General features: G+C 73.6%; 10 protein-coding genes. 4 read left to right on the top strand and 6 right to left on the bottom strand.

Annotated elements, in window-relative coordinates:
• Window positions 1–4: 4 nt before the first annotated feature.
• Together mgrA and ACH443_RS02450 are read right to left on the bottom strand one after the other, a co-directional pair.
• Window positions 5–1,066, bottom strand: coding sequence for an L-glyceraldehyde 3-phosphate reductase (gene mgrA, locus ACH443_RS02455; protein ID WP_429765066.1), 1,062 nt, complete (start codon window positions 1,064–1,066; stop codon window positions 5–7).
• 43 nt (window positions 1,067–1,109) lie between these two features.
• The gene (locus ACH443_RS02450) at window positions 1,110–3,386 is read right to left on the bottom strand and encodes an LLM class flavin-dependent oxidoreductase (protein ID WP_430589374.1); all 2,277 of its coding nucleotides are present in this window, start codon (window positions 3,384–3,386) and stop codon (window positions 1,110–1,112) included.
• 112 nt (window positions 3,387–3,498) lie between these two features.
• Between ACH443_RS02450 and ACH443_RS02445 the strand changes: the two genes are divergently transcribed.
• A complete protein-coding gene (locus ACH443_RS02445; protein WP_430589373.1) occupies window positions 3,499–4,020 on the top strand; it encodes a MarR family winged helix-turn-helix transcriptional regulator in 522 nt (173 codons plus the stop codon).
• A gap of 85 nt (window positions 4,021–4,105) precedes the next feature.
• Here ACH443_RS02445 and ACH443_RS02440 read toward each other — a convergent pair whose 3' ends face one another.
• Genes ACH443_RS02440 through ACH443_RS02430 form a run of 3 tightly spaced genes read right to left on the bottom strand, consistent with a single transcriptional unit; the run spans window position 4,106 to window position 7,321 of the window.
• On the bottom strand, window positions 4,106–5,428 hold the full coding sequence (locus tag ACH443_RS02440; RefSeq protein ID WP_430589372.1) for an ABC transporter substrate-binding protein: 1,323 nt from the start codon (window positions 5,426–5,428) through the stop codon (window positions 4,106–4,108).
• A 29-nt stretch (window positions 5,429–5,457) separates the two neighbouring features.
• Complete coding sequence (locus ACH443_RS02435) at window positions 5,458–6,405, bottom strand: carbohydrate ABC transporter permease (protein ID WP_430589371.1); 948 nt, start codon at window positions 6,403–6,405, stop codon at window positions 5,458–5,460.
• Entirely contained in the window at window positions 6,398–7,321 is a 924-nt protein-coding gene (locus ACH443_RS02430; RefSeq protein WP_429765074.1) for a carbohydrate ABC transporter permease, read from the bottom strand. The genes ACH443_RS02435 and ACH443_RS02430 overlap by 8 nt, the downstream gene beginning before the upstream one ends.
• A 201-nt stretch (window positions 7,322–7,522) precedes the next feature.
• On the opposite strand from ACH443_RS02430, the gene ACH443_RS02425 reads away from it, so the two are divergent.
• The 3 genes from ACH443_RS02425 to ACH443_RS02415 all read left to right on the top strand — a co-directional run bounded on the left by ACH443_RS02425 (window position 7,523) and on the right by ACH443_RS02415 (window position 12,228).
• Window positions 7,523–9,484 carry a DUF6807 family protein gene (locus tag ACH443_RS02425; protein ID WP_430589370.1) on the top strand — a complete coding sequence of 654 codons (1,962 nt, stop codon included), beginning with the start codon at window positions 7,523–7,525 and terminating at the stop codon, window positions 9,482–9,484.
• A gap of 39 nt (window positions 9,485–9,523) precedes the next feature.
• Window positions 9,524–10,693 (top strand): Gfo/Idh/MocA family protein, encoded by a 1,170-nt coding sequence (locus ACH443_RS02420; protein WP_430589369.1) that lies wholly within the window; start codon window positions 9,524–9,526, stop codon window positions 10,691–10,693.
• Window positions 10,694–10,761: 68 nt separating this feature from the next.
• Complete coding sequence (locus ACH443_RS02415; protein ID WP_430589368.1) at window positions 10,762–12,228, top strand: polysaccharide lyase family 1 protein; 1,467 nt, start codon at window positions 10,762–10,764, stop codon at window positions 12,226–12,228.
• Window positions 12,229–12,326: 98 nt separating this feature from the next.
• Here ACH443_RS02415 and ACH443_RS02410 read toward each other — a convergent pair whose 3' ends face one another.
• Window positions 12,327–13,703, bottom strand: a complete 1,377-nt coding sequence (locus tag ACH443_RS02410; RefSeq protein WP_429765079.1) for a Gfo/Idh/MocA family protein — start codon at window positions 13,701–13,703, stop codon at window positions 12,327–12,329.
• Window positions 13,704–13,750: the final 47 nt, after the last annotated feature.

Genomic DNA, 13,750 nt, shown 5'->3' with positions numbered 1-13,750 from the left:
CGGGTCAGCGGCCGGTGCCGTCCACGGCGTGCGGCTCGATGGCGGCGATCTCGTCGTCGGTGAGCGCCGGCGCGGACAGCGCGGCCACGTTGTCCTCGAGCTGCGCCACGGACGAGGCGCCGATGAGCGCCGACGTCACGCGCGCGTCGCGCAGCACCCATGACAGGGCGAGCTGTGCGAGCGTCTGGCCACGGCCCTCGGCGACGGCGTTCAGCGCCCGCGCCCGGTCGAGGTAGGTGTCCGTGAGGTTCGACGACGACAGGAACGGCGAGTCGCTGCGTGCGGCGCGCGAACCCTCCGGCGCCGACCCGCCCAGGTAGCGCCCGGTGAGCAGGCCCTGCGCCAGCGGGGAGAAGACGATCGTGCCGACGCCGAGGTCCTCGACGACGTCGAGCAGCGACTCGCTCTGGTGGCCGTCGTAAGCGTCGTCACGGTCGGCGATCTCCACGTGCCGGTTGAACATCGAGTAGCTGGGCTGGTGGATGAGCAGCGGCACACCCAGGTCGGCGAGCACCTGCGCGGCCTCGCGCGTGCGCGACGGCGAGTAGTTGGAGACGCCGACGTACGTCGCCTTGCCCTGCTGGACGGCGGACGCGAGCGCGCCCATCGTCTCCTCCAGCGGCGTCGAGGGGTCGGGCCGGTGGTGGTAGAAGACGTCGACGTGGTCCAGGCCCATCCGCGTCAGGGACTGGTCGAGCGAGGCGAGCAGGTACTTGCGGGAGCCGTGGTCGCCGTACGGGCCGGGCCACATGTCGTAGCCCGCCTTCGTGGAGATGACGAGCTCGTCGCGGTACGGCGCGAGGTCCTTGGCCAGGTGGCGGCCGAAGTTCTCCTCCGCCGAGCCGTACGGCGGGCCGTAGTTGTTGGCCAGGTCGAAGTGGGTGATGCCCAGGTCGAACGCCCGGCGCAGGATGGCGCGCTGGGTGTCGAACGGGTTCACGTCGCCGAAGTTGTGCCACAGGCCCAGCGACAGGGCGGGCAGGTCCAGGCCGGAGCGACCGGTGCGGCGGTAGGTCATCGACTCGTAGCGGGCGTCGTCGGCCAGGTACCGAGGTGCGAGAGGCATGGCCCCATCCTCGCGCACCCGGCCGACGCGCCGCGCCCCCGGCTCACTCCGCCGGCCGCACCGGGAAGTTGGCGCGGAAGACGTTGTCCGGGTCCCAGTCGCGCTTCACCTCGCGCAGCCGGGTGAGGGTGGGCTCGGGGAAGGCGTCGGCGAGCCGCTCCGGCCGGGTGTCGGTGTCGAACGACAGGTAGAGCCCGTCCGTGTACGGCGCCATGACGTCGTCCCACACGGCGTCGAGCCGGGCCTGCGACGACGACATCGCGGACAGCAGGAAGTTCTGGTGCCGGTGCGCGTACGCCGTCGCACCCTCGTCGACGTCGTTCGCGGCGCCGCCGGTGGCGCGCACCTGCAGGAAGTACGCCTCCCCGGACAGCGCGAGCTTCTCGAACGCGCGGGCGGTCGCGGCGTCCAGGTGCGCCACCAGCCCGGAGCGCACGGCGGGGTCCCCGCCGCCCTGGTGGTGCTTCTCCCCCGCCTGCACGACGCCCGCGTAGGGCAGCAGGTACGCCTGGTGGCCCAGCAGCGGCCCGGCGCCGGCCAGCCGCTCGAGCTGCTCGACGGCGGCGTCCGTGTCGTCGCCCGCCCACACGGTCATGAGCTGGGCGACCGGGCCCTCCCCACGACGTCCCGGCGACAGGATGAGGAAGCTCGTGAGCTCGCGCGGCGCGGACTCCACGACGGCGCCCCACCGCTCGAGGGTGCCCGCGACGTCGGACGCGTCGAGCGTCATCTGGGAGAACACGACGGCGCCCTGGTCCCCGAGCGCCATCGCCTCGATCTCCACCCACGTGACGACGCCCAGGTTGCCGCCCGCGCCGCGCAGCCCCCAGAAGAGGTCCGGGTTCTCGTCGGCGGACGCCCGCACCACGCGCCCGTCCGCCGTGACCACCTCCGCCGCGACGACGTGGTCGATCGTCAGCCCGTACAGGCGGCCGAGGAAGCCGACGCCGCCGGCGGTGGCCAGCCCGCCCACCCCCACCCCGCCGGAGTCGCCGGAGCTGATCGCCCAGCCGCGCGGCGCGAGCGCCTCGGCGACGCGGCCCCACGTGGCGCCCACGCCGACGCGCACGCGCCGGGTGGCCTCGTCGACCACCTCGACCTGGTCGAGCGCTCCCAGGTCGACGACGATCCCGCCGTCGTTCGTGGACCGGCCGCTGATGCCGTGCCCGCCGGACCGGACGCCGAGCGGCACGTCCTGCGACCTCGCGAACCGGACGGCCTCGGCCACCTGCGCGGCGTCGCGGGGACGCAGGACGAGGCCGGGCGCCCCGGAGCGCAGGTAGTTGTGCCGCACCGCGTCGTACGCGCGGTCGCCGGGCTCGACGGCGGACGCGGCCAGCGCCGCGGGCACCGCGGCGTAGTCGATGCCGGGCCGGCGCAGCGCGATGGCCCGCCCGCCGCGCTGCGTCGCGGCGGGCGCCGTGCCCGACGTCGCCCGCTCGCGCGCCACCAGCTCGCGGACCGCGGGCGCGACCTCCTGGCCGTAGACCTGGATGAGGGTCGGGTCGTCGGCGGCGAGGATGACGGTGCCGATGCCGTCCTCGAGCGCGAGGGCCGCCAGCTCGTCGACCCACTGCTCCACCGGCCCCTGCAGGAAGCCCTGCGGCTGCGCGGTCACCGCGCCCTGCACGTTGAGCAGGCGCCGGATCTCGGCCGGATGGCGGCCCGCCTCCTCGGCGGCCTCGTCGATGATCGCGTGCCCGCGCTGCAGGTCGCCGTCCTCGAGGTACGCGAGCGACGGCAGCCAGCCGTCGGCCTTGCGGGCGATGAGGCGGAGCATCCGGGGCTTGAGCGCGCCGAGCCAGATCGGGACGTCGTGGGCGGGCTCGGGCCCGCGCTTGGCACCGACGACGCGGTGGTGGTCGCCCTCGACCCGCAGCGCGCGGCGCTCCCGGCCGTCCCAGAGGCCGCGGATGATGTCGAGCGCCTCCTCGAGCGCGTCGACGGACTCCCCCGGGGTCAGGCGGGTGCCGCCCATCGCGACGATCGGGTCCCAGAACCCGCCCGCGCCGAGGCCGAGCGCGGCCCGCCCGCCGGACAGCAGGTCGAGGGACGCGACGGCGCGCGCCAGCACGGCGGGCGGCCGCAGCGGCAGGTTGAGCACGTTGCCCGCGACGGTCACCCGCTCGGTCTGCGCGGCCACCCACGACAGCAGCGTCCAGGTGTCGAGGAACCCGGGCTGGTACGGGTGGTCCTGGAACGTCACCAGGTCGAGCCCGGCCGCCTCGGTGACCTGCGCGAGGCGCACCGGCTGCTGCGGGTCGCGGTTCGTGGGGGTGAGGAACGTGCCGAAGACCAGGTCGTGGCCGTAGTCCGTCATGCGGGACCTTTCGCGGGAGGACCGCTCCCGTCGTCCGGGAGATCGTCTGTCGCACAGACGATATCAGCGGCAACTCTTCTGGCGAGCCGCGCATTCCGCTTACGATGGCACCGTGAGCACCACCGCCGACCCCACGCGCAGCGCCGCGGAGACCGCCGCCGGCCCGGACGCCCCGTCCCCGCTGGGCTGGTCGCTGGCCGCGCTGCTGCGCGAGTGGAGCACCCGCGTCGCCGCCGCCTGCGCCGACGTCCCGCACGGCGGGCGCGGCTACGAGGTCCTCGCCGCCGTCACCCACGACGCGCCGCCCACCCAGGCGGCGCTCGCCGCCCGGCTCGGCATCGACCGCACCGTGATGACCTACCTGCTCGACGAGCTGGCCGGCTGCGGCCTCGTCGAGCGGCAGCCCGACCCGGCCGACCGGCGCGCCCGCCGGATCGTCGTGACGGACCACGGCCGGGCCGTGCTGGCCGACCTCGACGCCCGCGTGCGCGTCGCGGAGGACGAGCTGCTCGCCGGGCTGGACCTCGCCGAGCGCGACGCCCTGCGCCACCTGCTCGTGCGCGCCGCCACCGGCGCCGCGCCGGGCGACGACCGTTGCGCCGTCGTCGCGCGCGTCGTCGACCCGTCCGCGTGACCCTGCGAAAACCCTTCCAGAACGCGATCTGCCGCGGCATCCGAGCGGATGACGCGGCAGACCGCTTTCTCGAGGGGGAGCCGGGTCAGCCGCCGATCGCGGCGCCGACGTCCTTGAGGAACGCGTCGGCGGCCTCGTCGGGCGTCATGCGCTCGAACAGCACCTCGGTGTTGATCCGGATCATGATGTCCTGGATCTCGTTCGCGCCGTTCGGCGGCACCGCCGGGTTGTCGACGATGTCGGACTCCAGGGCCGCCATGAAGTCCGCGACCTTCTGGTCCGCGGCCGCGAGCTCGGGCAGGATCGCCTCGCGCACCGTCAGGTTGGCCGGGAGGCCGCGGTCGGTGAGCTGCAGCTTGGCGACCTCCGGGTCGTTGAGCAGGAAGTCCACGAGCTTCGCCGACTCCTCCGGGTGCTCCGTCTTCGCGGAGATCGAGTAGTACATGGCCGGCTTGAAGTACATGCCGGTGCGCTCGAACTCGGACTCACCAGGCAGGCGCAGCAGCTCCAGCTCGTGCCCGGACGCGTCGGAGAGCGCGCCGAGCTGGTTGGACCACCACACGCCCATCGCGCCCGCGTTGGTGCCGAGCAGCGAGCCCTCGGGCCCGGCGTTCTGGTACTCCACCGACCGCGACGCGTCGGGCTGGCCGCCGTTCGCCATGAGGTCCAGCGACGTCTGGAAGAACTCCGCGACCGTCTCCTTCGAGACCCCGAGGGTGCCGTCCGCGTTGTAGAGGGTCTCGCCCTTCTGCCGGGCGAGCACGTTGAGCCCGGCCTCGTTGAAGCCGTAGTCCTGCGCGCCCCAGACGCCGTCGCCGGCACCCTTCGAGATCTTCCCCGCGATGTCGACGTACTCGTCCCAGGTCCAGGTCGTGTCGTCCGGCATCTCGACGCCGGCGTCGGCGAAGATCTGCGGGTCGGCGACCATCGCGTACGCGTTGACGCCCGTCGGGATGCCGACGAGCTTCCCGTCGACCTCGCCCGTGCTGAGGATGTCCGCAGGGATCTCGGAGGTGTCGACCCCGGTCATCTCGCCGATGACGCCGCGCGACGCGTAGTCGGAGAGGTACCGCTCCTCCTGGGTGATGACGTCCGGGGTGTCGCCGCCCGCCGTGGCGGTGGCCAGCTTGTCCCAGTAGCCGTCCCAGTCGGTGTAGTCCGGCACGACGGTGATGCCGGGGTTCTTCTCCTCGAACAGGTCGATGATCTGCTGGGTGGTCTTGTGCCGGTCGTCCGACCCCCACCACGCGAAGCGGATCTCGACGTTCCCGTCGCCGCCGCCGTCGTCGTCGGACGGCAGGGCGCCGGAGTCGCCGGAGCAGGCGGTGAGGGCGAGGGCCCCCGCCGCGGTGAGCGCGGTGAGCGCGACGCCGCGGCGTCGTGCCGCCCGGGTGGCTGTGACTCGCATGAGGTTCTCCTTCGAACGACGGGTGCGAACTACTTGATGCCGGTGGTGGCGATGCCCTTGACGAGGTACTTCTGGCCGAACAGGAAGACGAGGAACACGGGGATCAGGGACACGATCGACATCGCGAACAGCGGCCCCCACGAGCTGTTGCTCGTGGCGTCCACGAAGGTCCGCAGCGCGATGGGCACGGTGTACATGTCCGGCTTCGTCAGGAAGATGAGCTGGCTGAAGAAGTCGTTCCACGTCCAGATGAACGTGAAGATCGCGGTGGTGGCGAGGGCCGGCAGCGACAGCGGCAGCATGATCCGCAGGAAGATGCGCCCGTGCCCGCAGCCGTCGAGGCGGGCCGCCTCGTCGAGGTCCTTCGGGATGCCGCGGAAGAACTGGACCATGAGGAACACGAAGAACGCGTCCGTCGCCAGCAGCTTCGGCACGATCAGCGGCAGGAACGTGTTGATCCACGACAGCGACGAGAACAGGATGTACTGCGGCACGATGATCACGTGGATCGGCAGCATGATCGACATGAGCATGATCGCGAACCACAGGTTGCGGCCCCGGAACTTCAGCCGGGCGAACGCATAGGCCGCCATCGAGCACGAGACCAGGTTGCCGAGCACCGAGCCGAGCACGACGATCGCCGAGTTCAGCAGGTAGTGGCTGAACGGGTCGAGCAGGGCGTTCCAGCCGTCGGTGTAGTTGCCGAAGTCCCACTCGGTGGGGATCAGCCCGGGTTCGCGGAAGATGAGCTCGGTCGGCTTGAACGAGCTCGCCAGCATCCACAGCAGCGGGTAGAGCATGACGAGCCCGAAGGCGATCAGCGCGACGTGCCGGAGAACGCGGCGGACGGCGGCCCAGGCGCGGCCGCGGGGCGGACGGCGCTCGGGGTAGGTCGCCGCCACCTCGGAGAGCGTGGGGCGGGAACCGGCGGGGTGCGACTCGGGGCGCGGCTCGGTGCGCGCGGGAGCGTCAGTCATCGTAGAAGACCCAGAACTTGGAGGCGAGGAAGTTCACGGCGGTCATGCCCGCCACGACGAGCAGCAGGAACCACGCCATCGCGGACGCGTACCCCATCTGGTAGGAGCTGAACCCCTTCTCGTAGAGGTACAGCGTGTAGAAGAGCGTGGAGTCGACCGGCCCGCCCGTGCCCCCGCTGACGATGAACGCCTGCGTGAACGACTGGAACGCCCCGATGAGCTGGAGCACCAGGTTGAAGAAGATGATCGGCGTGAGCAGGGGCACCGTGATGCTGCGGAACCGGCGCCACCGGCCCGCGCCATCGATCGACGCGGCCTCGTAGTACATCGCCGGGATCTGCCGCAGCCCGGCCAGGAAGATGATCATCGGCGCGCCGAACGTCCAGACGTTCAGGATCATGAGGGTGCCGAGCGCGTAGTCGGGGTGCGACACCCAGCCGACGCCCTCGATCCCGAAGAACCCGAGGACCTGGTTGACGAGGCCGTCGGCCCCGAACACCTGCCGCCAGAGGATCGCGATGGCGACGCTGCCTCCGAGGAGCGACGGCAGGTAGTAGACGGACCGGTAGAACGCGAGGCCGCGCAGCCCCTTGTCGAGCACCATGGCGAGGGCGAGCGCGGCGGCGAGCTGCAGCGGCACCGAGACGAGCACGTAGGTGAAGGTCACCTTGAGCGCCTGGAAGAAGCGCGGGTCGGAGAACATCGCCGTGTAGTTCTCGAGCCCGATCCAGCCGGGGGCCTCGAGCAGGCTGTAGTCCGTGAAGGACAGGTACAGGGACGCGACGAGCGGGAACGCCGTGACGAGGACCAGCCCGACGAACCACGGGGCGAGGAAGAGCGCCGCGGCCTTGCCGTCGCCCTTGCGCCGCTCCCGGGCGGCCCCGCGGGTGCGCGCGACCTCCTGGATCACCGCCATCGCGGCACCCGGCCGTTCGTCCGGCCGCGCACGCTGCCGATCGGCGTGCTGGTGGCTGTCATCGCCGGCCTCCCGATCTTCGTCGATCTGAGGGCTTCCAGTGCTCCAGCTCCTGGAAACCGGTTGCTTCTCGGGAACGTACCACGAGAGGAACCGGTTTCCAATGGTGTACCGTCGGCTCGTGAGCCCGAGGAGGCATCGATGCCTGAGCTGAACGTCCGGCGCCCGTCCGTCACCATCGCGGACGTCGCCGCCGCGGCCGGCGTCTCGCGCGCCACGGTCTCCCGCGTGATGAACGGTCGCAGCACCGTCGACCCCGCCATCGCCGCACGCGTGCAGGAGGCGGCGATCGACCTGAACTACCGCCCCAGCAACGTCGCGCGCAGCCTGTCCCTCGGGCGCACGGAGACCGTCGCGCTCGTGGTGCCCGACCTGGGCAACCCGGTGTTCCAGCAGATCCTCCGCGGCGTGACGTCCGCCGCCGCCGAGGACGGCTACCGCGTGCTCGTCGCCGACGCCGCCGAGGACCCCTCGGAGGAGGCGGCCATCGCCCGCGAGGCGCGCATGCGCTGCGACGCGCTCATCCTGGTCGCGCCGCGCATGCCCGGCACCGCGCTCGACGCGCTGCTCCCCCTCGTGACCCCCGCGGCCGTGATCAACCGCGCCGTCGAGCACCCGGCCACCCCCAGCCTGGTCATCGACTACGAGGACGCCACGGTCCAGGTCGTCGAGCACCTGGTCGACCACGGGCACCGCCGCCTCGCCTACCTCGCCGGCCCGCGGGCCGCCGCCACCGACGTGGCACGGCGCACCGGGCTCGCCACCGCCCTCCGGCGCCACCCGGACCTCGAGATCGTCGAGCTGCCCGTGGGCGCCGACCTGGCCTCCGGCCACGCGGCCGCGGGCGAGGTGCTCGCGAGCCGGGCCACCGCCGTCGTCGCCTACAACGACCTGGTGGCGTTCGGCCTCCTGGCCGCGCTCAACGAGGCGGGCGTCGCCGTGCCCGGCGACATCTCGGTGGCCGGCTTCGACGACATCGACCTCGCCCGGTACGCGACGCCCGGCCTGACCACCGTGTCCGTGCCCCAGGCCGAGCTGGGCCGGCAGGCGTGGCGCGAGCTGCACGCCGTCATCGACGACGACGCGCACGCGGCCACCACCACCCGGTTCACCGCCCGCCTCGAGGCCCGCTCCAGCACCGGGCCGGTGCCGCGCGGCATCGCGCGGGCCGTCGTCACGGAGCCCGAGCCCGTCGCGGCGCCCGAGGCCGACGTCGTCGACCCGGGCCCCACGTGGTCCGTGGAGCCGCGCGAGATCGTGCTGCGGCACACCCGCGACCGGGTGCCGCTGGCGCGGTACGTCGACGGCGAGCGGCTGCCGGCCATCCACTCCCCGCGCCCGTACCTGCACCCGGTGCACTCGCTGGCGGGCGTCGCCCTCACCGAGTCCGAGCCGGTGGACCACCGGCACCACTACGGCGTGAGCGTGGCGGTGCCCGACGTCAACGGCACGAGCTTCTGGGGCGGCCGCACGTTCGTGGCCGACGTCGGCCCCACGCTGCTGCCCAACCACGGCCGCCAGGTGAGCACGCGCGCGGAGGTCGACCCGCTCGCGCCCCACGTGCTGCACGACACCGTGCGCTGGGACGACGAGCACGGCGAGCCCCTGCTCGACGAGCAGCGTCGGCTCGGCGCCCGCCTCCTCGACGACGGCACCTGGGTGCTCGACTGGCGCACCACGCTCCACGCGTCGTACCGGCCGCTGGAGATCCGCTCGCCCGCCACCAACGGCCGGCCGGGCGCCGGGTACGGCGGCGTCTTCTGGCGCGCGCCGATGTCGCAGAGCACGGTCGTGCTGTCGCAGGCGGGCGAGGGCGAGAGCCTGGCCCACGGCAGCACGTCGCCCTGGGTCGCGTACGTCCAGCAGCACCACGACCCCTACGCCGATGACCGCCCGACGACGCTGCTGCTCGCGCAGACGTCGCCGCCGCGGCCCTGGTTCCTGCGCGCCGCGGAGTACCCCGGCGCGGGGCCGGCGCTCGCCTGGGACACGCCGCTCGTCGTGCCCGCAGGCGGCACCGTCGAGACGGGCGTCGTGGCCGCACTCGTGGACCGTGCGCTCGACCACGACGAGGCCGCGGCCCTCGCCGCCACGCTGCGCTGACCCTCCCGGCAACCCCGGCACGACACGGACAGGACGACGATGACCGACCCGACCTCCGACGGCTCTGCCACCCGGATCGCCCCGCAGATCGCGGTCGTGGGCCTGCACGGCCACGGCGCCTCCCACGTGCGCCGGGTCCTCGAGCTCCAGCGCGCCGGAAGGGCGCGGCTCGCCGCCGTCGTCGACCCGCGCGAGCCGGGCCCCGGCCACGACGCGCACGACGCCGGGGCGCCCTGGTTCCCGACGCTCGGCGACCTCCTGTCCACCCCGCAGGCGCGGGTCGACGTCGTCGTGCTGAGCACGCCCATCCCCACGCACCTGCCGCTCGCGCGCGCCGCGATGGAGGCGGGCATCGACGTGCTGCTGGAGAAGCCGACGACGGCGTCGCTCGCCGAGCACGCCGAGCTCGTCGCGGTGACCGAGCGGACGGGCCGCCGCTGCCAGGTGGGCTTCCAGACGTTCGGCTCGCACGCCCTGCCCGCGGCCGCGGACCTCCTGGCCCGGGGCGAGATCGGCGAGGTGCAGGGCCTCGGCGCCGTCGGCACCTGGGTGCGCACCGCGTCGTACTGGCAGCGCGCCGCCTGGGCGGGCCGGCGCCGGCTCGACGGCCGCGACGTCGTCGACGGCGTGGTGACCAACCCGCTGGCGCACGCCGTCGCGACCACCCTGCGGCTCGGCGGGGCGTCCACCGCGCAGGACGTCGCCTGGGTGGACACCGACCTGTACCGCGCCAACCCGATCGAGGCGGACGACACCTCCTCGGTGCGGGTCAAGGACGCCGCCGGCCGGCGGTACGGCTTCGGCCTCACCCTGTGCGCGGCGGAGCGCACGCCTGCGCGCGTGGTCGTGACCGGCTCCCGCGGCGAGCTGGTGCTCGAGTACGAGCACGACCGCCTGCTGCTGCGCACGGACTCGGTCCAGATGGACAAGACCTACGGGCGTGCCTCCCTGCTGGACGACCTGCTGGCCGCCCGTGCCGACGACCGTCGCCCCCTGCTGTGCGACGTCCGCGACACCGGCGCGTTCATGCGCGTGCTGGAGGCCGTGCGCACCAGCGCGGACCCGACCCCGATCGCGCCCGAGCACGTCGAGTGGCAGGGGGACGGCGACGAGCGGCGCCCCGTGGTGCGCGACGTCGAGCGCTGGTGCGCCGAGGTCGCGCGCACGCAGCGCACGTTCGCCGAGCTCGGGGCCCCCTGGGCCGGCTGACGCGCCACACCTTCCCGGCCGACACCGTCGTCGGACGGGTGACCGCCGGAACGAAGGAGTTTCGCACCATGTCCCAGCCCTCCCCTGTCCTCCCGGGCGGACGTCGTCCCCGCGCGGCCGCCGCCCTTGCCGCCGCCGCGCTGCTGGTGACGGCCGGCGCCGGCGCCGCCTCGGCCCACGGCGGGCCCGCCGGCCACGGCCATCCCCCGCGCACCGACCTCGGCCGCCAGGTCGTGACGCCGGGCGCCGACGGCTGGGCGTCGGTCGCCACGACCACCTCCCCGGAGGGCGTCACGCGCGACGCCGCGCCGGTCACCGGCGGCGCCGCGGCCGCGGCGTCCGAGGTGTACGTCGTCGACACGTGGGCCGAGCTGCGCGACGCCCTGGGCGGCCGCGCAGGCGCGGACCTCGACGACGGGCGCGGGCTCGAGGTGCCGCGCATCGTCTACGTGCGCGGCACGATCGACGCCTTCACGGGCGCCGACGGCGCGGCCCTGGGCTGCCAGGACTTCGCCGACCGGGTGCCGGTGGCGGGCACCGGCGACCCGTTCTCCATGGACGACTACGTCGCGGCGTACGACCCCGCCGTCTGGGGCACCGAGGAGCCCGCGGGGGCGCTGGAGGACGCGCGCGTCGCGGCCGCCAAGGTCCAGGCCGCGCAGACGCAGGTGCACGTCGGCTCGAACGTCACGATCGTCGGCGTGGGCGACGACGCCCGGGTCGTCGGCGCGAACCTGCGGGTCCGCGACTCGCACAACGTCATCGTGCGCAACCTGACCCTCTCCGACGGCCGCGACTGCTTCCCGCAGTGGGACCCCACCGACGGCGACCTCGGCAGCTGGAACTCCGCCTACGACAACCTGTCCGTCTGGACGTCCACCGGCGTCTGGGTGGACCACAACACCTTCGACGACGGCGACCACCCGGCGTCGTCCCTGCCGCAGGTGTTCGGCCGGCCGTTCGAGATCCACGACGGCCTGCTCGACGTCACGCACGGCGGCGACCTGGTGACCGTGTCGTGGAACCGCTTCGAGTCCCACGACAAGACGATGATCATCGGCTCGTCCGACTCGCGGCTGCAGGACCGCGGCCAGCACCGCGTGACGATCCACCACAACCGCTTCCAGGACATCGGCCAGCGCGCGCCGCGCGTGCGCTTCGGCGACGTGCACGTCTACGACAACTCCTACGAGCAGTCGAGGGCCTCGACGTTCCAGTACTTCTGGGGCGCCGGCAAGGAGTCGAGCCTGGTCGTGGAGAACAACGCGCTGCGCCTCGCCCCGGGGGTCGAGCCCGCGCGGGCCGTGGGCGCCTACGGCGGCACGATGCTGCGCGAGACCGGCACGCTGGTGAACGGTCGCCCCGTCGACGCCGTCGGCGCGTTCAACGCCACGGCCGGCGCGCCGCTCGCCGACGACGCCCGCTGGACGCCGTCCGACCACTACCGCTACCGGCTGCTGCCCACCCGGGCCGTGCCCGCCGTGGTGGACGCCGGTGCCGGAGCGGGCGTGCTCCGCTCCACCACGCCGAGGTAGCACGAGCCCCGCCGAGGTAGTACGCCCCGCGCCGAGGTAGTACCTGACCACGGGCCAGGAACTCCCTCGGCACGGGCGCTGCTACCTCGGCGCAGAGGTCAGAGGTCGATGCCGAGGCCCAGGTCGTCGAGGCGCACCGGGTCGCCGGTGGCCAGCGAGCGGTTGCCGGCGTAGCCGATGCCGGACGCGCGCAGGCCGTCGCGGAAGCCGGCGGCGCGGCCCAGCGGGTCGGCCTCGGTGCGGCCGCGGAAGACGTCGGCCAGGAGCAGGGCGTCGCCGCCGCCGTGGCCGCCGTGCCCGACGGCGACGATCGGCCGCTCCTCCGCACGCTCCCAGTGCTTCTGCACGACGAGCCGCTCACCCTCGGGGCGGACCGTGTCCTCGCCGAAGGTCGCGGTGAAGCTCGGGTCCACGGTCGCCTTGCCGTCCGCGCCGAAGACGACGGACCCGCGCTCGACCACCTCGAGCTCGGCGCGGCCGCGCGAGCCGTTGACGACGACCCGGTACCCCTCCCACGGCGCGCTGGCCGTGAGCGAGTAGGTGAGCACCGGGCCGCCGGCGTACTCGACGACGAGACCGAGGGTGTCCTCGGTGGTGATGCCCGCGTCGAAGACGCTGCGGTCGCGGCGGTAGCCGTCCACGGCCTGCGCCTCGGGACCGTACAGCTCGGAGAGGTACGGGTCGGCGTCGACGTCGATGCGCCACGGGTCAACGCCCTGGTCGTTCAGCGCCTTCTCCCCCGCCGTCGGCTCGTAGCCGGACGCGTGCGCGGCATCGTCGCCGTAGAACCGGCGGCCGCCGCTGGCGAAGACGCGCTGCGGGACGGCGTCGATCCACCAGTTGACGAGGTCGAAGTGGTGGCTGGACTTGTGCACCAGCAGGCCGCCGTTGTTGACCTTCTCGCGGTGCCAGCGGCGGAAGTAGTCCGCGCCGTGCACGGTGTCGAGGGCCCAGTCGAAGTGGACGCTCAGCACCTGCCCGATCTCCCCGGACGCGATGACCTCGCGCAGCGCGGAGTTGCGCGGCGAGTAGCGGTAGTTGAACGTCATCGTGAGGTCGCGGCCCGTCTCGGCGACGGCGTCGGCGATCTGCCGCGCCTCGTCCTCGGTGGCGGCGATCGGCTTCTCGACGACGACGTCGACGCCCGCGCGGAGCGCCCGGGAGACGAGGTCGGCGTGCGTGTTGTCGACCGATGTGACGACGAGGCGGTCGACCCGCTGCTCGTCGAGGGCCTTCTCCAGGTGGTCGGGGTGGTAGACCGGACGCTCGCCGCCCACGGCGGCGGCGACCTTCGCCTCGTGCACGGCCGCGCGCACCGGGTTGGGCTCCACCCAGGCGACGATCTCGCCGTCGGCGGCGTGGTCGCCGATCAGAGCGTTCACGTACATGCCGGCACGGTGGCCGGCGCCCGCGACGGCGTAACGGCGGCGCCCTTCGTCGGTCGAGCTGCCGGCGGGGGTGGGGACGGAGGGCATCGTCGATCTCCTTGGGTGTCGCCACGACGGCGACGTCGGGTAAGCGG

Origin of the sequence: Isoptericola sp. NPDC019571 (assembly GCF_044389385.1) — a bacterium.
Taxonomy (GTDB): Bacteria; Actinomycetota; Actinomycetes; order Actinomycetales; family Cellulomonadaceae; genus Isoptericola; species Isoptericola nanjingensis.
This window is presented reverse-complemented; position numbering and strand designations above follow the sequence as displayed.

What these genes read in the sequence shown, in the direction of transcription:
- mgrA (WP_429765066.1), bottom strand. Translation starts at nt 1,066, where the DNA reads ATGCCTCTCGCACCTCGGTACCTGGCCGACGACGCCCGCTACGAGTCG.
- ACH443_RS02450 (WP_430589374.1), bottom strand. Translation starts at nt 3,386, where the DNA reads ATGACGGACTACGGCCACGACCTGGTCTTCGGCACGTTCCTCACCCCC.
- ACH443_RS02440 (WP_430589372.1), bottom strand. Translation starts at nt 5,428, where the DNA reads ATGCGAGTCACAGCCACCCGGGCGGCACGACGCCGCGGCGTCGCGCTC.
- ACH443_RS02435 (WP_430589371.1), bottom strand. Translation starts at nt 6,405, where the DNA reads ATGACTGACGCTCCCGCGCGCACCGAGCCGCGCCCCGAGTCGCACCCC.
- ACH443_RS02430 (WP_429765074.1), bottom strand. Translation starts at nt 7,321, where the DNA reads ATGGCGGTGATCCAGGAGGTCGCGCGCACCCGCGGGGCCGCCCGGGAG.
- ACH443_RS02425 (WP_430589370.1), top strand. Translation starts at nt 7,523, where the DNA reads ATGCCTGAGCTGAACGTCCGGCGCCCGTCCGTCACCATCGCGGACGTC.
- ACH443_RS02420 (WP_430589369.1), top strand. Translation starts at nt 9,524, where the DNA reads ATGACCGACCCGACCTCCGACGGCTCTGCCACCCGGATCGCCCCGCAG.
- ACH443_RS02415 (WP_430589368.1), top strand. Translation starts at nt 10,762, where the DNA reads ATGTCCCAGCCCTCCCCTGTCCTCCCGGGCGGACGTCGTCCCCGCGCG.
- ACH443_RS02410 (WP_429765079.1), bottom strand. Translation starts at nt 13,703, where the DNA reads ATGCCCTCCGTCCCCACCCCCGCCGGCAGCTCGACCGACGAAGGGCGC.